Here is a 16481-nt window from a genome sequence, read left to right as displayed (position 1 = left end):
TTAAATAAAATTCGGTGTTTTTGTAAAAATTTAGCGTTTTGCGTATTTATTTATGATATATATTACATTTATGTTAAGTAAACTTAATAAATATGTAAATTAACATATAATGTTAAGGTTTTGAGTGTTTGCGCTTTACCAGCTGCCACCGGCACCGCCGCCACCGAAGCCACCGCCGCCAAAACCACCGCCGAAGCCTCCACCGCCAAAGCCGCCGCTTCCGCCTCCAAAACCGCCAGATGAACCGCCACCAAAGCCACGCCCGAGACTACTTAATAGAATAACATCAAAAAGTGTATCGGCTCCGCTTCTTCGTCCGCCGTTTCTTCCGCCGCCTCGACCTTTTTTGATGATCGAGATGATGATAATGATAAAAATAAAAATGAAAAATAGCGCCTTAATGGGAAAGCCATTGCTTTTGCCTTGACGTTGTTGCGGACTCCCTTTAAAACTTCCGTTTAATACTTGAAAAATAGCCGTGGTTCCTTTATCTAAACCGTTATAAAAATTACCCTTTTTAAATTCAGGGGTAATGATATCGTCGATAATCGTATTGGTGGTCGCGTCGGTCATATATTCTTCTAAGCCATAACCGGTGGTAATCCAAATCTTTCGGTCTTGTTTTGATAATAAAATCAGTAATCCGTTATCTTTTTGGCTTTGTCCAATTTTCCAATTTGCTGCCCATTCTACAGCATAGGTGCCAATGTATTCCCCTTGTAGAGAGGGAATGGTGGCAATTACAATTTGGGTCGAGGTTGTATCGGCATAGCGAATCAATTTTTGTTCTAGCTGCTTTTCTTCCGCAGAACTTAGCATATCACCCTTATCATACACGCTGGTTTCAGTAGCGGGTTTTTTAGGAATGCTTAATTGGCTGTAGCTTGAAAATGAGCTTAGGCCAATGAAAAGTATAAAAAGTGAATGTAAAAAAGTTTTGTACTGCGGAGTTGTAAATGTCATTATCCTCTAGAGATTTCGTCTGAAAGTTCGTTAATGTCGTCTTCGGCTACCGGGAAGTGTTTTTTGAGTTGTTCTCCGGCTTTTAAAATACCGTCTACTAAGCCTTGTTTAAAACGGCCTTGCTTGAAAAGCGCTTGCATGATGTCTTTGGTGCTTTCCCAGAAATTATCGGGGACAACCTTGTCTATACCGCTGTCGCCCATAATGTAAAACTTATGATCTTCGGCTGCTAAATAAATCAGCACCCCATTTTTTAATTGGGTTTCGTCCATTTTTAATTCCTCAAAAATAGTTTTTGCACGATCAAAAACAGCATCCGGGCAATTGGCTTCTATATGAACACGTATTTCTCCGGAAGTGCTATTTTCGGCAGTTTGTATAGCTTTAATAATCTCTTGCTCGTCACTTTTTGTGATAAACTTATTAGTAGAAGACATAGAATTATTTTTAAAATTTTACTTCAGGTGCGTTTTCAGCTCCTTCATCTGCTTCAAAAGCAGCCATACGCTCAAAGCCAAACATTCCTGCAAAAATATTATTCGGGAATTTTCTGATATAAGTATTGTAGGCGCGAACATTTTCATTAAAACGATTGCGTTCTACATTTATTCTATTTTCTGTCCCCTCTAGTTGCGATTGTAAATTCTGAAAATTTTGGGTAGCGGTTAATTGCGGATAACGTTCTACACTTACCAATAATCGTGATAAGGAAGAAGATACTCCGCTTTGTGCTTGTTGAAACTTTTGAATGGATTCAGCATCTAAATTATCGGCATTCACATTCACTGAAGTTGCTTTAGCACGTGCTTCAATAACTTGGGTGAGCGTTTCTTGCTCAAAATCTGCTGCTCCTTTTACGGTATTTACCAGGTTAGGAATTAAATCGGTTCTACGTTGATACGCACTTTCTACATTTGCCCAAGAGGCTTTTACTTTTTCTTCAAGTTCAACTGCGGTGTTATTTACCCCTGCCGTTAAACTGTAAGCGATAATCCCAAGAATTACAATAACTACTATGGCAATAATTCCTTTTTTCATGTATTTAATTTTTTAAAGTTGATTTTTGATGTTATTAAGTTCGTTTTTTATGAGTTCTAATTTACGAATAATTTCAAAGTTAGTCAGTGTTTTATGCCGCTCTTCTTTTAAGTGCGTTTTGGCACCTTCTAAGGTAAAACCACGTTCTTTAACCAAATGATAAATCAGTTCTAAATTTTTAATATCGTTTGGAGTGAATTTCCGATTTCCTTTAGCGTTTTTTTTGGGTTGAATCACATCAAATTCTTTTTCCCAAAAGCGAATTAGGGAAGCATTTACTTTAAAGGCTTCGGCTACCTCGCCAATGCTATAGTATAATTTATCGGGTAAAGAAACGCGCATTAATCTAGGGATTGATTTTCTAAAGCAGATTGATTCAGCATAATATCATACTCCTCAGCAGTTAAATCGCCATGATAGAAGTTAATCGGATTTACTACTCGATCGTTTTTATGAACCTCGTAATGTAAATGTGGAGCCGTGGAGAGTCCGGTACTTCCAACTTCGCCAATGATTTCGCCACGCTTTACTTTTTGTCCGCGGCGTACGTGAAATTCATTTAAGTGCGCATAATAGGTTTCGTAACCAAAGCCATGGTCTAGCACAATTAAATTTCCGTACCCGGTTGTTCTACGCGCTTTTTTGACTACTGCATCGCCGGTTGCAAAAATATCAGAGCCGGTTGGAGCGCTAAAATCCATCCCGTTATGCATTCTTCTGTATTTTAAAATCGGATGCATGCGCATACCGTAACCAGAAGCCATTCGTGTTAAATTTTCGTTTTTGACAGGCTGAATGGCGGGAATTGCGGCCAATAATTTTTCTTTTTCTCTGGCTAGTGTGGCAATTTCATCTAAGGATTTAGATTGTACTACAATTTGTTTTTGCAGAACATCCATTTGTTTGCTTGTCTCTATAATTAAATCGGAATTATCGTAGCCTTCTAAATTTTCATACCGATTAATTCCTCCGAAACCGGCTTTGCGTTGTTCATCAGGAATTGGATTTGCTTCAAAATAAACACGGTAAATATTGTTGTCTCTATTTTGAACGTCAGCCAATACTTTTTGGGCTTGATTCATTTTTTTGTCTAAGACTTCATATTGCAACTGCATGTGTTGCAATTCGCGTTTTAGCGCTTTCTCCTTTGGCGTTTCAATTTGCGGAAGGTTGAGGTAAACCAACAAAAGCACAAAACCCGCTAAAAAACTGCCCACTACGGCAAGTAAGGCAAAGCCTAACCTGCGGCCTTTTTTGCGTTCTATTTTTCGGTAAGAAAGCGTTTCGCTATCGTAATAATATTTAACCTTCGACATTCGTTTAAATTATGCTATTTTTGCGATCTATTTACTAGTGTTTTCTACTAGTAAGACGAACAAAGATAGAAATTGTTTCACTAGAAACATAATTATAACCATTTAGGCAGACAAATAGCTTATGAAATCTAAAGAAATCCGTTCTAAATTCCTTGAATTTTTTCAATCGAAAGCGCATGAAATTGTTTCTTCGGCACCGATGGTGATGAAAAATGATCCTACCTTGATGTTTACCAATGCTGGGATGAATCAATTTAAAGAATATTTTTTAGGGAATGCAACGCCAAAAAATACCCGGGTAACCGATACTCAAAAATGTTTGCGTGTTAGTGGAAAACACAATGATTTAGAAGAAGTAGGGAAAGATACTTACCACCATACCATGTTTGAAATGGTAGGAAACTGGAGTTTTGGTGATTATTTTAAGAAAGAAGCAATTGCTTGGGCTTGGGAATTGTTGACGGAAGTGTACAAGGTAACTCCCGAAAATTTATACGTGACAGTTTTTGAAGGCGATAAAAAAGACGGCATCGGGCTAGATGAAGAAGCTTATAATTTGTGGAAGGAGATTGTTCCGGAAGACCGAATTTTATTAGGTAATAAAAAAGATAATTTTTGGGAAATGGGTGATCAAGGTCCGTGTGGTCCTGCTTCAGAAATCCATATTGACATTCGTTCAGAAGAAGAAAAAGCGAAAATTCCTGGAAAAGATTTAGTCAATCAAGATCATCCGCATGTGGTTGAAATTTGGAATTTGGTATTTATTCAATTTAACCGAAAAGCCGACGGCTCATTAGTGGAATTGCCGAATAAGCATATCGATACCGGAATGGGCTTTGAGCGTTTATGTATGGTTTTACAAGGAAAAAACTCTAATTACGATACCGATGTTTTTACGCCTATTATTCGTGAAATAGAAACCATTACCAACTCTATCTATGGAAAGAATGAAGAAACAGACATTGCTATTCGTGTTATTGCCGATCATTTACGAGCGGTAAGTTTTGCAATTGCCGATGGACAATTGCCGAGTAATAATGGCGCAGGTTATGTGATTAGAAGAATTTTACGCCGTGCTATTCGTTACGGATTTACTTTTTTAAACACCAAAGAACCTTTTATTTATAAATTGGTTGCCACCTTGAGCCAGCAAATGGGCGAAGCTTTTCCTGAACTTCAAAAGCAAAAAAATCTTTGCGAAAATGTAATTCGCGAAGAAGAAAGTTCTTTCTTAAAAACGTTGGATCAAGGATTAGTATTGTTAGATAATATTATTACCAACAGTAAATCAAAGAAGATTTCAGGAAAAAAAGCCTTTGAATTATATGATACCTACGGGTTTCCGATTGATTTAACCGCTTTAATTTTAGAAGAGAAAGGCTTTACATTAAATGAAACGGAATTTGAAGAAGAGCTTCAGAAACAGAAAGAACGATCTAGAAGTGCCGCACAAACAAAAGCTGAAGATTGGGTGGTTTTACAAGAAGATGACGAAGAAGAATTTATAGGATACGATCATTTAGAAGCTGATGTAAAACTGACGCAATACCGAAAAGTAGAAAGCAAAAAAGAAGGAGAGTTATACCAGTTGGTGTTTAATTTAACACCATTCTACCCTGAAGGCGGTGGTCAAGTAGGCGATAAGGGTTATTTAGAAAGCAGTAACGGTAATGTAACCTATATTATTGATACCAAAAAAGAGAATAACCTGATTATTCATATCACTAAAAACTTACCTGAAAATCTCGATCAGAAATTTAAAGCAGTTGTTGATGAAAAACAACGCGCACGTTCTGCGGCAAATCACTCGGCTACACATTTATTGCATCAAGGTTTACGAAGTGTTTTAGGAACGCATGTGGAGCAAAAAGGGAGTATGGTACACAGTGGTTATTTACGTTTCGATTTTTCACATTTCAGTAAAGTCTCATCGGAAGAATTAACCGAAATAGAAAATTTTGTGAATGCTCGTATTCAGGAACAATTAAGCTTAGAAGAGAATAGGAAAATTCCTTATGATGAAGCAATTAAACAAGGTGCGATTGCTTTATTTGGTGAAAAATACGGCGATGCGGTACGGACCATTAAATTTGGCGATTCAATGGAGTTGTGTGGCGGAACGCACGTGAAGAACACTTCTGAAATCTGGCACTTCAAAATAATTTCTGAAGGTGCTGTTGCTTCCGGAGTTCGTAGAATTGAAGCAATTACAGGCGATGCAGCAAAAGATTATTTAACACAGCAAAGTGAAAATTTTTCAACGATAAAAAGTTTGTTGAAAAATGCAAAGGATCCTATAAAATCGGTAAGCGATCTGCAAGAAGAAAATGCCAAGCTTAAAAAAGAGATTGAAGGTTTATTGAAAGAGAAGGCTAAAAATGTAAAAGGCGATTTAAAAAATGCAATTACCGAAATTAAGGGTGTAAAATTTTTAGCAACAACAGTTGATTTGGATGCAAGTGCTATGAAAGATTTGTCGTTTCAATTAGGAGGCGAGGTAGATGATTTATTTATGGTTTTGGGTTCTAAAGCTAACGGAAAAGCTTTACTTTCTTGTTATATCTCGAAAGAATTAGCGGAAGAAAAGGAATTGAATGCCGGAAAAATTGTTCGAGAATTAGGAAAGTTTATTCAAGGTGGCGGTGGCGGTCAAGCTTTTTTTGCTACAGCAGGCGGTAAAAACCCTGAAGGAATTGAAAAAGCTTTAGAAGAAGCTGAAAAATATATTAAATAAGCTGAAAATTTGATGATATGTTAAAGCTTATTAAAGATTTAAACTGAGTTTATCGAAGTTTATTCTTAATAATAGAAATGGATGTGATCCCGGATCGAGTTCGGGATGACGTTTAGTGAAAAATAGAGTTTCGTCTTGCTGAACTTGATTCAGCATCTCATCCTGATAAGTGATCTCCACTTCAATTTAAATGATATGAAATTACAAACCCCGGTAAGAATTCCTGAAGGCGAGCCAAAAATTGGTTATGATTCAAAGGTGTTTTTATTGGGGTCTTGTTTTTCAGAAAATATAGGCGATAAATTTCAGTATTATAAATTTCAATCGCTTCAAAATCCCTTTGGCATATTATTTCATCCCTTTGCGATCGAACAGTTTTTAGAAAGGCTTGTCAGCGAGAAATTTTATACAAAAGAAGATCTTGTCTATCATAACAAGCATTGGCATTGTTTTGAAGCTCATTCGAAATTAAGTGCTGGAAGTTGCGAAGAAATTCTAACGAATTTGAATACGGCTGTTCAGGAAACACGACACTTTTTGACCGAAGCCTCGCATGTAATTCTAACTTATGGAACTGCTTGGGTTTATAGATTTATTTCTACCGATCAATATGTAGCGAATTGTCATAAAATTCCACCACAAAAATTTCAGAAGGAAATTATTTCGGCAGATCGAATTCAGCAAAGTATTGAGAAATCAATTTGTTTATTGCGTAAAATTAATTCAAGTATCAAACTTATTTTTACCGTTTCGCCGGTGCGTCACGCTAAAGATGGTTTGGTGGAAAATTCGAGAAGTAAAGCTAATTTACTAAGTGCGATTCATCTTGGTATTGAAAAAAACCTGGAGCAAAATTCTTATTTTCCTTCTTATGAGCTAATGATGGATGAATTGCGTGATTATCGTTTTTATAAAGATGATTTATTACATCCATCCGCGATGGCGATAGATTATATTTGGGAGAAATTTTCGGCAAGCTGGTTGGAGGCGCAAAGTTTTGAAACGATGAAACAAGTGGCGGAAATTCAACGCGGCTTACAGCATAAAGCTTTTTATCCGGAAAGTGAAGCGTATCAAAAATTCCTGAAAAAATTAGCGTCAGACAAATCCGAACTAGCGCAAAAATGGTCTCATATTACATTTTAGTTTTTATGACTCTTTTGTTCTAAAAAACTGTATTTTAGATAAAAAATGTACAATGAAAAAGTTTTTTCTTGGGGTTGTCGTAGCAATTTTAATAGCCATAGCTTATAACTATATCAGCAATCGGTTTTCTGAAAAAGAATCTTTAGCAGAAGCTTCTCAGCTTATCGAAAAAGAAATAAAGAACGTAAGTAAACTCATTGTTTCAGAAGGTAGTTACGCACAAATTTATAACTACAAAAATACGGAGAGTTTTATTTTTGATTTTTTATCGGCGCGAAAAAAAGCCTTGGTTGTTGTAAATGCAAAAGCTGTTGTTGCCTATGATTTGTCTAATCTCAACTATCAAATAAATAAAGAAACAAAGACTTTGCAAATTACAACTATCCCTGAGCCTGAATTGAGTATCAATCCTAATATTGAGTTTTACGATGTAACACAAGATTACCTCAATCAATTTGAAGCTGCCGATTATAATACAATCAAGAAAAAAATTACACAAAACCTTCGCAAAAAAATTCAGGCATCTAGCTTGATGAAAAATGCAGAAAATCGGTTGATTTCTGAACTGCAAAAACTTTTTGTATTAACCAACTCTATGGGGTGGACATTGGTGTATAACAATGAAGAATTAAGCAGTTCTTCAGGCTTCAATGAGTTGAATTTATAAGGAAAAGTATAATAAAATCGGCTAAAATATTATCTTGCCTTTTATGAAAACAGAACGTAAAAAAGAAATCATTCATACCGCAGCCCGGTTGTTTAAAGAAAAAGGCTACAATGCGGTATCTATGAGAGATTTAGCAGAATCATTAGGTATAAAAGCTTCTAGTTTATATAATCATATTGCATCAAAACAAGAAATTTTAGGATACATTATTTTAGACGTAGCCGAAAATTTTACCGAACACATTACCCGCGTTTTTCCACAGGAAATTTCCACAACAAAAAAATTAGAAGCAATTGTAGAAAATCATATTGAAATCACCCTAAAAAAAACAGATTTTCTAGCTTGTATGAATAATGACTGGATGCATCTAGATAAAGCTAATAAACAACAATATTTAACATTACGTAATGCCTACGAATTTAAAGTTCGAGAAATTCTAGGAGAGGGAATGAAGCAAAACGAATTAAAAAGTACAGATCTCGAAATCACATTATTTTCATTACTTTCCACTTTGCGTACCTTATATTTATGGTACTCAAAAAATAATAATTTTAATGAAGAAAAAATAAAGCAAGATTTAAGGCAAATACTGCTTTCAGGAGTCATTAAATAATATTTAACACCTATAATTTGCAAACAAAACTAACAATCGTTAGTTTTGTTTGTCACTATAAATAAACGCATGGCAAAATTTTACGAAATACAAGTAAAAGACGTTTACAAAGAAACTTCAGATTGTACGGTTGTTTCTTTTAACGTACCCGATAATTTAAAAGAAGAATTTACTTATCACCAAGGGCAACATTTAACCTTAAAGAAAATTATTGGTGGTGAAGATGTAAGACGTTCTTATTCATTATGTTCAAGTCCTGTTGACGATGAGTGGCGTGTAGCGGTAAAACAAATTCCTACCGGTAAATTTTCAACCTATATCAATGAAGAGTTAAATGCTGGCGACAAGTTAGAGATAATGAAGCCAAGCGGAGAATTTGGGGTTCATGTTGATGTTGAAGACGAGAAGAACTATATTGTTTTTGCAGCGGGAAGTGGGATTACGCCAATTCTTTCGATGATAAAAACGCATTTGGCTTTAGAGCCCAATAGTACCTTTAAGCTATTTTATTTGAATAAAAATGCAAAATCCATTATCTTTAAAGAAGAATTGGAACAGCTTAGAAATAAGTATTTTGGAAGGTTTGAGATTTATTATTTTCTAACCCGCGAGCAACGTGATATTCCATTGTTTAATGGAAGGTTTGATGAAGAAAAAATTCAGCAATTAACACGTTCACTTATTGATATAGAGGATACAGCCGAATGCTTTATCTGCGGACCCGAGCAAATGATTTTTCTTATCCGTGACGAACTTCAAAAAGCAGGTTTGTCAAAAGAAAAAATTCATTATGAGTTATTTGTTACCGGGCTTTCTGATGAAGATAAAAAGCGTGCAGCAAAAGCGATCGAGCATAAGTTTGAAGGAACAGAAGTAACGGTTCTCGATGGCGGAAAAGAATTCCATTTTGGAATGACGGACGATTACGATAATATATTGGATGCTGCTTTAGGAGCTGGGGCAGATTTGCCTTTTGCTTGTAAAGGTGGCGTTTGCAGTACTTGTAAATGTAAGTTGGTTGAAGGTTCTGTAGAAATGAAAACTAATTATGCCTTAGAAGATGATGAGGTTGCAGCTAATTTTGTGTTGAGTTGCCAATCGGTACCAACTTCAGAAAAAGTAGTTGTAGATTTTGATGTATAATCTGTTCAAAGTCGCAAGTTTAAGTTTGAAGTGTAAAGCTTTAAACACTTAACTTAACACTTTAAACATAAAACAAAAGAAGATGAGTGAGAAAGAAGTGAAAAATTTAGAAGAAATTTTCGAAGCAAAAATTGCTCGAGATGAAAAAATAGAACCCAAAGATTGGATGCCAGAGAAGTACCGAAAAACCCATATTCGACAAATGTCTCAGCATGCGCATTCAGAAATTGTAGGGATGTTACCCGAAGGAAATTGGATTACCCGAGCTCCCTCTTTAAGAAGAAAAGTGGCTTTATTGGCAAAAGTTCAAGATGAAGCCGGTCACGGGTTGTATTTATATAGTGCAACAGAAACCTTGGGAATTTCGCGAGATGAGATGTTTGAGCAATTGCATTCTGGAAAAGCAAAATACTCCAGTATTTTTAATTACCCAACTATTACGTGGGCAGATATTGGTGCGATTGGTTGGTTAGTCGATGGCGCTGCAATTATCAATCAGGTTCCCTTATGTAATACTTCATTTGGACCATACGCGCGGGCAATGGTGAGAGTATGTAAAGAAGAAAGTTTTCACCAACGTCAAGGTTATGAAATTATGCTAACCTTGTGTAATGGAACCGAGGAGCAGAAACAAATGGCGCAAGATGCGTTAAATCGCTGGTGGTGGCCGTCTTTAATGATGCTTGGTCCAACAGATGATGCTTCTACGCATACCGAACAATCTATGAAATGGAAGCTAAAACGTAAAACCAACGATGAATTACGTCAGCAGTTTATTGATCAGACGGTTCCACAAGCCGATATTTTAGGAATTACAGTTCCGGATGAAGATTTAAAATGGAACGAGGAAACGGGTCATTATGATTTTGGAAAAATAGACTGGGATGAATTTTGGCAAGTTGTAAAAGGTCATGGTCCTTGTAATAAAGAACGTATGCAAACTAGAGTAAATGCCTGGGAAAACGGTCAGTGGGTAAGAGATGCAGCAATGGCTCATGCAGATAAGCAAGCTGATAAAAAAGTGAAACAAGCAGTTTGATTAAGTACTGAGAATTGAGTAATGAGTAAAATATTAATTTTTCAAAATAAGGGAAATATAGCTTAAGAACTCAATTCTAAATTCTAATCACTAAATACTAAAAATATATGTCAGATAATAAAAAAAATAAAAAAGAATGGCCGCTTTTTGAAGTGTTTGTTCGAAGTAAAAACGGTTTAGAGCATCGTCATTTTGGAAGTTTACATGCTGCAGATGCAGAAATGGCTTTAGAGAATGCACGCGATGTGTATACCCGAAGAAATGAAGGCGTAAGCATTTGGGTGGTTGAAGCCAAAAATATTAAAGCTTCTAATCCTGATGAAAACGGAGAAATGTTTGAACCTGCTTCAGACAAAGTCTACCGTCACCCTACATTTTACGATTTACCGGATGAGGTAAAACATATGTAAAACGCAAATTTTAAATGAAAAATAACAAATGTAAAAGTTAAAAGTGTTTTCGTTAATCGGATTTTGAGCTTAGCGTTTTACATTTTAAATTTTTCGGTTTGAAAATTAATCAAAATGAATAAAGATTTTTTAATAAAATACATCTACGGCATTGCCGATAACGCATTAATTCTTGGTCAACGTTTAGGAGAATTAACCGGGCATGGACCGACTTTAGAAGTGGATATTGCTACAACTAATATTTCCTTAGATTTATTTGGGCAAGTGCGCAGTTATTTTCAATATGCCGCTCAACTTTCTGAGAAAGAAATAACCGAAGATGATATTGCTTTTTTGCGTACAGAACGTGAATATTTAAATGTATTGTTAGTAGAGCAGCCTAACCGTGATTTTGCATTTGTGATTGGTAGACAGTTTTTGTTTGATCATTTTCACTTTTTATTACTAACTGAAATGCAAAAAAGTCACGATCAGACTCTAGTAGCTATTGCAAAAAAGAGCTTGAAAGAAGTAAGTTATCATAAACGCTTTTCTTCAGATTGGATTAAACGTTTAGGCGATGGAACCGAAGAAAGCAAGCAGAAAATACAAACTGCAATAGATGATTTATGGCGATTTACAGATGAATTATTTCACCTGACTGAAGATGATAAAAAAGCAGTTGAAGAAGGAATTGGAGTAGATGTTTCAAAATTAAAAGAAACCTATTATAAAAATGTAGCTGAAATTTTAGAAGAAGCTACACTTGAAGTTCCAGAATTAAAATATTTTCAAGAAGGCGGTAAAAAAGGAATTCATTCAGAACATATGGGGTATTTGTTAACTGATATGCAATATATGCAACGAACCTATCCCGGAATGAAATGGTAAAATTCCTGCATAGACAGGAATCTAAAAAGTATAGAAAACAAAAGAGAGTTATAATTAAGTGTCATGCTGAGCTTGTTTCAGCATCTCATAAATAAAATATAAATCCGAAAAATGTAAAAGTTTTCCAACAAGCGATCTAAATTGATTTTACTTTTATATTTAAAATTCATCATTTATAATTTAAAATTTTTTAATGGTAGAAGAAAAAGTACATATTGAAGAAGAATTAGAACCGATTCTTAAACAAGTTTCGGATCCTGAAATCCCAGTACTTTCTATCATCGATTTAGGAGTTGTTCGGTCCGCAAACTTAGACGGTAAAAAAGCCAAAATTGAGATCACCCCAACCTACAGCGGTTGTCCTGCGATGGATGTAATTGGTGATGATATAAAGGCAGCTTTAAAAGAAGCAGGTTACGAAGCTGAAGTTAACTTAATTTTAGCACCCGCGTGGTCTTCCGATTGGATTACAGAAGAAGGTAGAAAAGCTTTGGAGGAATATGGGATTGCTCCGCCAATGGATGCAACTTCAGATAAAAAAGCCTTATTAGGGGAAGAGCAAATTGTAAAATGCCCGCAATGTAAATCCACAAATACCCATATGGTAAGTCAGTTTGGTTCTACGGCCTGCAAAGCATTATTTAAATGTAATGATTGTCAAGAACCATTCGATTATTTTAAATGTTTAATTTAAAGAACCGAAAAACAGAAAAATGTAAAAGTAGAAAGTGAAAAGTGGTTTATGAATAATAAAATGCAAGATTACGATTTGCAGCAGCGTTTAGTGAATTTTTCGGCAGAGGTGATTAAAAATGTTAATGCGCTTCATAAAAATTATGCGGCAGAACACTTAATCAAACAATTGATAAGGTCTGCATCTTCTTCGGCTCTTAATTATGGCGAAGCACAAAGTGCGGAATCAAGAAAAGATTTTATTCATAAAATGAAAGTTTGCCTGAAAGAATTAAGAGAATCTCAAGTGAATTTGGAAATTTTAAATCAAGCAAATTTAATTCAATTCCCCCATAAATTTGAATTTATAATAAAAGAAAACAAAGAACTTGTAGCGATTTTCACCACAAGTATAAAAACCTCAAGCCAAAAAAGAATTTAAAATTTAAACCGAAAAATGTAAAATTTAAAGACTTTAGACTTTATCATTTTACATTTAATATTTATAATTTCCCATGAGTAAAAGTATTCAAGTTGAAATTCAGAATAAAGTTGCAAAAATAAGTTTAAATCGACCGGAAGTTTTTAACAGCTTCAATCGGGAGATGGCTCTTTCTTTACAAGAAGAATTAAAAAAATGTGCTGAAAATAATGAAGTTAGAGCAATTTTACTAAGCGGTAACGGAAAAGCATTTTGTGCCGGTCAAGATTTAAAAGAAGTCACCGATCCTGATTTAAATCCGGGGTTTAAAGCTATTTTAGAAGAGCATTATAATCCGATTATTCAGCTAATCCGATCAATTGAAAAACCAATAGTTGCAGCGGTAAATGGAGTTGCTGCCGGAGCCGGAGCTAATATCGCTTTGGCTTGTGATATTGTAGTCGCTTCAGAACACGCCGCATTTATTCAAGCTTTCAGTAAAATCGGTTTAATTCCCGATAGCGCGGGAACGTTCTTTTTACCGAGATTAATCGGTTTTCAAAAAGCGTCTGCTTTAGCGATGTTAGGCGATAAAGTTTCAGCGCAAGAAGCGGAAGAACTCGGAATGATTTACAAATATTTTTCAGCGGAAAATTTTGAAGAAGAAAGTACAAAAATAGTTGAAAAATTAGCGAATATGCCCACGCGTGCTTTAGCCTTAACAAAAGAAGCGCTCAATCAGTCGTTGACAAATAATTTAGAAGAACAATTAGCTTTGGAGTCAAAAAATCAAATTGCAGCAGCTTCAACAGCCGATTATAAAGAAGGCGTAAATGCCTTTGTCGAAAAAAGAAAACCTAATTTTAAAGGAGAATAAACTATTTCAAACTTAGAAATTGTAAATTTTATATTTCAAATTTGAATTAAATATGACCTCGGAAGAATTAGAAAATAGATTAATTGATTTTGCTATACGTTGTATTAAAGCAACGAAGCATTCAGATGAAAGTTTTGCATCTCAACATTTATGTGGTCAATTAATACGTTCAGCTACGAGTGTTGCATTAAATTATTCTGAAGCTATTGCTGCTCAATCAGCAAGGGATTATATTCATAAGATGCAAATTTGTCTGAAGGAACTAAGAGAGTCTAAAACAAATTTAAGAATTCAAAAAGGAGCAAGTCTACTGAAACAGATTGAGAAATTAGATGAATTAATAGATGAGTCTAATCAACTTATTTTAATATTTTCTAAAAGTATTTCTACCTCAAAAAAGAAAAATAAATTAATAAATTAAAAGACATAAAAATTCGGTTTAGAACAAAGCTAAAATTGAATTTTGAAATGAAACCTTAAAAATTTGAAATAATATGAACGTAGGAATAATAGGTTGCGGAACAATGGGAAGCGGAATTGCACAAGTAGCAGCTACTGCCGATTGTTCTGTAATGGTTTACGACACAAAGCAAGAAGCCTTAGATACAAGCAAAGCGAAACTCGAAAAAGTTTTATCGCGTTTAATTGAAAAAGGAAGAATTGATGAAGCCGAAAAAAACAGAATTCAAGGCAATATCTCTTATGTAAATTCATTAAAAGATCTCGCAAATGCGAATTTAACGATTGAAGCTATTGTTGAAAACTTAGAAATTAAAAGAAAAGTTTTTCAAGAATTAGAAAGCTATCAATCACAGGATGCAATCATCGCATCCAACACTTCTTCATTATCGATTGCTTCTATTGCAGCTTCTTTAGAAAATTCTGAACGCGTAATTGGCGTTCACTTTTTTAATCCGGCTCCATTAATGCCGCTAGTTGAAATTATTCCGGCAATTCAAACTTCAGAAGAAGTCAAAAATAAAGTAGTTCAAATTATTTCCGATTGGAAAAAAGTAGGCGTGTTGGCAAAAGATACACCAGGTTTTATCGTAAATCGCGTAGCGCGACCTTTTTATGGGGAAGCACTCCGAATTTATGAAGAAGGAAAAGCAGATTTTGCCACTATCGATTGGGCGTTAGAAGAATTAGGCGGCTTTCGAATGGGGCCTTTTCAATTAATGGATTTTATTGGGAACGATGTCAATTACACGGTTACTGAAACCGTTTTTAAAGAGTTTTATTACGATCCGCGTTATAAACCATCGTTCACTCAAAAGCGTTTAGCCGAAGCCGGTTATCTCGGTAGAAAATCCGGAAAAGGGTTTTACGATTATGGAGAAGATTCGAAAAAAGCCACGCCAAAAAAAGACGAGGAATTAGGACAAGAAATTTTAGATCGTGTACTGGTGATGCTTATTAATGAAGCAGCCGATGCACTTTTTTTGAACATAGCTACCGCAAAAGATATCGATTTGGCGATGACCAAAGGAGTAAATTATCCAAAAGGTCTTTTAGCTTGGGCAAACGAAAAAGGAATCGATTGGTGTGTGAATAAAATGGATGCACTTTATAACGAATATCATGAAGATCGTTACCGTTGCAGTCCGTTGCTAAGAAAAATGAATAAAGAAGAAGCTATCTTTAATTTATCATAAAATGAGCGTTGTATTAAGAAATATCATAGCGGTAATTGTTGGAGCTGTCATTGGCGGGATTGTTAATATGGGAATTATTTCTATCAGCGGTTCTATAATTCCTCCGCCAGAGGGAGCAGATTTATCAACTACCGAAGGTATAAATGCAGCTGCAGATTTGATGCAACCTAAGCATTTTATTTTTCCTTTTTTAGCACATGCTTTGGGAACCCTTGTAGGTGGATTGGTTGCTGCCGCTATAGGAAAAAGTAGTCAATTAGTATTAGCTTTAATAGTAGGGTTCTTGTTTTTAATAGGGGGAATCTCTATGACTTTTATGGTTCCCGCCCCAACTTGGTTTATAGCGCTCGATTTAATTGTGGCATATATTCCTATGGCTTGGTTAGGCTACAAAATTAAACAATCAATTTAAGATTCATTTATTCAAATATAGACCCGAATGAAAGATATAAATGCATTTTCACCCACAGAAATCCCACATTATATGTTGGAAAATGACGCGTTTAGTCAATGGTTAGGGATTGAAATTGTGGAAGTGCGCGAAGGCTATTGCAAAGTAAAAATGACACTCAAGAAAGAGATGTTGAATAGCATGAAAAAAGCACACGGCGGTATCACGTATTCATTGGCAGATACTGCTTTTGGCTTTGCTTGTAACACTTACGGAAAAAAAGCAGTGTCAATAGAAACCTCGATTAATCATATTGAAGCTTTAGAAGAAGGCGATGTAATTACAGCAGAATCTGATGTAAAAAGTCAAAAAAATAAACTAGGATTTTATATTGTAGAAGTAAAAAAAGAAGATCAACTGGTAGCGCTTTTTAAAGGAGTTACCTATAGAACAAGTGTAGACTGGGAAAAGTAAACAAGTGATTTGGGCACAACCCTAACGGGTCGGGCTCTGGCAAGTCGCTTTT

Annotated in this window: 20 protein-coding genes; 15 read left to right on the top strand and 5 right to left on the bottom strand. The window is 35.3% G+C overall.

Features of this window, described 5'->3' with window-relative positions; translation table 11 throughout:
- Positions 1-135 precede the first annotated feature (135 nt).
- From D9R05_RS13240 to D9R05_RS13220, 5 genes are read right to left on the bottom strand one after another with little or no spacing between them, the layout of a single operon-like run.
- Entirely contained in the window at positions 136-963 is an 828-nt protein-coding gene (locus tag D9R05_RS13240) for a TPM domain-containing protein (protein ID WP_121667706.1), read from the bottom strand.
- Entirely contained in the window at positions 963-1400 is a 438-nt protein-coding gene (locus tag D9R05_RS13235; protein WP_121667705.1) for a TPM domain-containing protein, read from the bottom strand. Before D9R05_RS13235 ends, D9R05_RS13240 begins: the two co-directional genes overlap by 1 nt.
- Before the next feature lie 10 nt (positions 1401-1410).
- Positions 1411-2001 carry a LemA family protein gene (locus tag D9R05_RS13230; RefSeq protein WP_121667704.1) on the bottom strand — a complete coding sequence of 197 codons (591 nt, stop codon included), beginning with the start codon at positions 1999-2001 and terminating at the stop codon, positions 1411-1413.
- 12 nt (positions 2002-2013) lie between these two features.
- Positions 2014-2343 (bottom strand): MerR family transcriptional regulator, encoded by a 330-nt coding sequence (locus D9R05_RS13225; protein ID WP_121667703.1) that lies wholly within the window; start codon positions 2341-2343, stop codon positions 2014-2016.
- Positions 2343-3317 (bottom strand): M23 family metallopeptidase, encoded by a 975-nt coding sequence (locus tag D9R05_RS13220; protein WP_121667702.1) that lies wholly within the window; start codon positions 3315-3317, stop codon positions 2343-2345. Before D9R05_RS13220 ends, D9R05_RS13225 begins: the two co-directional genes overlap by 1 nt.
- 121 nt (positions 3318-3438) lie before the next feature.
- Here D9R05_RS13220 and alaS point away from each other — a divergent pair, with 121 nt between their 5' ends.
- The 15 genes from alaS (at position 3439) to D9R05_RS13145 (ending at position 16429) form a co-directional block, all read left to right on the top strand.
- Positions 3439-6051, top strand: a complete 2613-nt coding sequence (gene alaS, locus D9R05_RS13215) for an alanine--tRNA ligase (RefSeq protein ID WP_121667701.1) — start codon at positions 3439-3441, stop codon at positions 6049-6051.
- 195 nt (positions 6052-6246) lie between these two features.
- A complete protein-coding gene (locus D9R05_RS13210) occupies positions 6247-7197 on the top strand; it encodes a GSCFA domain-containing protein (protein WP_121667700.1) in 951 nt (316 codons plus the stop codon).
- 52 nt (positions 7198-7249) lie between these two features.
- Complete coding sequence (locus D9R05_RS13205; protein WP_121667699.1) at positions 7250-7864, top strand: DUF4230 domain-containing protein; 615 nt, start codon at positions 7250-7252, stop codon at positions 7862-7864.
- A 43-nt stretch (positions 7865-7907) separates the two neighbouring features.
- On the top strand, positions 7908-8477 hold the full coding sequence (locus tag D9R05_RS13200; RefSeq protein ID WP_121667698.1) for a TetR/AcrR family transcriptional regulator: 570 nt from the start codon (positions 7908-7910) through the stop codon (positions 8475-8477).
- Between the two features lie 69 nt (positions 8478-8546).
- Positions 8547-9620, top strand: coding sequence for a 1,2-phenylacetyl-CoA epoxidase subunit PaaE (gene paaE, locus D9R05_RS13195; protein ID WP_121667697.1), 1074 nt, complete (start codon positions 8547-8549; stop codon positions 9618-9620).
- Positions 9621-9702: 82 nt separating this feature from the next.
- Entirely contained in the window at positions 9703-10659 is a 957-nt protein-coding gene (gene paaA, locus D9R05_RS13190; protein WP_121667696.1) for a 1,2-phenylacetyl-CoA epoxidase subunit PaaA, read from the top strand.
- 107 nt (positions 10660-10766) lie between these two features.
- A complete protein-coding gene (paaB, locus tag D9R05_RS13185) occupies positions 10767-11069 on the top strand; it encodes a 1,2-phenylacetyl-CoA epoxidase subunit PaaB (RefSeq protein WP_121667695.1) in 303 nt (100 codons plus the stop codon).
- A gap of 114 nt (positions 11070-11183) precedes the next feature.
- Entirely contained in the window at positions 11184-11939 is a 756-nt protein-coding gene (paaC, locus tag D9R05_RS13180; RefSeq protein ID WP_121667694.1) for a 1,2-phenylacetyl-CoA epoxidase subunit PaaC, read from the top strand.
- A gap of 193 nt (positions 11940-12132) precedes the next feature.
- Positions 12133-12633 carry a 1,2-phenylacetyl-CoA epoxidase subunit PaaD gene (gene paaD / locus D9R05_RS13175; protein ID WP_121667693.1) on the top strand — a complete coding sequence of 167 codons (501 nt, stop codon included), beginning with the start codon at positions 12133-12135 and terminating at the stop codon, positions 12631-12633.
- Between the two features lie 48 nt (positions 12634-12681).
- The gene (locus D9R05_RS13170) at positions 12682-13053 is read left to right on the top strand and encodes a four helix bundle protein (RefSeq protein WP_240463079.1); all 372 of its coding nucleotides are present in this window, start codon (positions 12682-12684) and stop codon (positions 13051-13053) included.
- A gap of 73 nt (positions 13054-13126) precedes the next feature.
- Positions 13127-13909, top strand: coding sequence for an enoyl-CoA hydratase-related protein (locus D9R05_RS13165; protein WP_121667692.1), 783 nt, complete (start codon positions 13127-13129; stop codon positions 13907-13909).
- A gap of 52 nt (positions 13910-13961) precedes the next feature.
- Complete coding sequence (locus tag D9R05_RS13160; RefSeq protein ID WP_121667691.1) at positions 13962-14330, top strand: four helix bundle protein; 369 nt, start codon at positions 13962-13964, stop codon at positions 14328-14330.
- A gap of 73 nt (positions 14331-14403) precedes the next feature.
- A complete protein-coding gene (locus tag D9R05_RS13155) occupies positions 14404-15564 on the top strand; it encodes a 3-hydroxyacyl-CoA dehydrogenase NAD-binding domain-containing protein (RefSeq protein WP_121667690.1) in 1161 nt (386 codons plus the stop codon).
- A 1-nt stretch (position 15565) separates the two neighbouring features.
- Complete coding sequence (locus tag D9R05_RS13150) at positions 15566-15976, top strand: hypothetical protein (RefSeq protein WP_121667689.1); 411 nt, start codon at positions 15566-15568, stop codon at positions 15974-15976.
- A gap of 27 nt (positions 15977-16003) precedes the next feature.
- A complete protein-coding gene (locus tag D9R05_RS13145) occupies positions 16004-16429 on the top strand; it encodes a hotdog fold thioesterase (RefSeq protein ID WP_121667688.1) in 426 nt (141 codons plus the stop codon).
- The last annotated feature ends 52 nt before the right edge of the window (positions 16430-16481 follow it).

This window comes from Mesonia aquimarina, assembly GCF_003667275.1.
Classification (GTDB): domain Bacteria; phylum Bacteroidota; class Bacteroidia; order Flavobacteriales; family Flavobacteriaceae; genus Mesonia; species Mesonia aquimarina.
The sequence above is the reverse complement of the archived record's forward strand: the minus strand, read 5'-3'. Positions and strand labels throughout refer to the sequence as shown.

Excerpts from the sequence above, each read along its gene's own strand:
- D9R05_RS13240 (WP_121667706.1), bottom strand. The coding sequence starts at position 963 with ATGACATTTACAACTCCGCAGTACAAAACTTTTTTACATTCACTTTTT.
- D9R05_RS13235 (WP_121667705.1), bottom strand. The coding sequence starts at position 1,400 with ATGTCTTCTACTAATAAGTTTATCACAAAAAGTGACGAGCAAGAGATT.
- D9R05_RS13230 (WP_121667704.1), bottom strand. The coding sequence starts at position 2,001 with ATGAAAAAAGGAATTATTGCCATAGTAGTTATTGTAATTCTTGGGATT.
- D9R05_RS13225 (WP_121667703.1), bottom strand. The coding sequence starts at position 2,343 with ATGCGCGTTTCTTTACCCGATAAATTATACTATAGCATTGGCGAGGTA.
- D9R05_RS13220 (WP_121667702.1), bottom strand. The coding sequence starts at position 3,317 with ATGTCGAAGGTTAAATATTATTACGATAGCGAAACGCTTTCTTACCGA.
- alaS (WP_121667701.1), top strand. The coding sequence starts at position 3,439 with ATGAAATCTAAAGAAATCCGTTCTAAATTCCTTGAATTTTTTCAATCG.
- D9R05_RS13210 (WP_121667700.1), top strand. The coding sequence starts at position 6,247 with ATGAAATTACAAACCCCGGTAAGAATTCCTGAAGGCGAGCCAAAAATT.
- D9R05_RS13205 (WP_121667699.1), top strand. The coding sequence starts at position 7,250 with ATGAAAAAGTTTTTTCTTGGGGTTGTCGTAGCAATTTTAATAGCCATA.
- D9R05_RS13200 (WP_121667698.1), top strand. The coding sequence starts at position 7,908 with ATGAAAACAGAACGTAAAAAAGAAATCATTCATACCGCAGCCCGGTTG.
- paaE (WP_121667697.1), top strand. The coding sequence starts at position 8,547 with ATGGCAAAATTTTACGAAATACAAGTAAAAGACGTTTACAAAGAAACT.
- paaA (WP_121667696.1), top strand. The coding sequence starts at position 9,703 with ATGAGTGAGAAAGAAGTGAAAAATTTAGAAGAAATTTTCGAAGCAAAA.
- paaB (WP_121667695.1), top strand. The coding sequence starts at position 10,767 with ATGTCAGATAATAAAAAAAATAAAAAAGAATGGCCGCTTTTTGAAGTG.
- paaC (WP_121667694.1), top strand. The coding sequence starts at position 11,184 with ATGAATAAAGATTTTTTAATAAAATACATCTACGGCATTGCCGATAAC.
- paaD (WP_121667693.1), top strand. The coding sequence starts at position 12,133 with ATGGTAGAAGAAAAAGTACATATTGAAGAAGAATTAGAACCGATTCTT.
- D9R05_RS13170 (WP_240463079.1), top strand. The coding sequence starts at position 12,682 with ATGAATAATAAAATGCAAGATTACGATTTGCAGCAGCGTTTAGTGAAT.
- D9R05_RS13165 (WP_121667692.1), top strand. The coding sequence starts at position 13,127 with ATGAGTAAAAGTATTCAAGTTGAAATTCAGAATAAAGTTGCAAAAATA.
- D9R05_RS13160 (WP_121667691.1), top strand. The coding sequence starts at position 13,962 with ATGACCTCGGAAGAATTAGAAAATAGATTAATTGATTTTGCTATACGT.
- D9R05_RS13155 (WP_121667690.1), top strand. The coding sequence starts at position 14,404 with ATGAACGTAGGAATAATAGGTTGCGGAACAATGGGAAGCGGAATTGCA.
- D9R05_RS13150 (WP_121667689.1), top strand. The coding sequence starts at position 15,566 with ATGAGCGTTGTATTAAGAAATATCATAGCGGTAATTGTTGGAGCTGTC.
- D9R05_RS13145 (WP_121667688.1), top strand. The coding sequence starts at position 16,004 with ATGAAAGATATAAATGCATTTTCACCCACAGAAATCCCACATTATATG.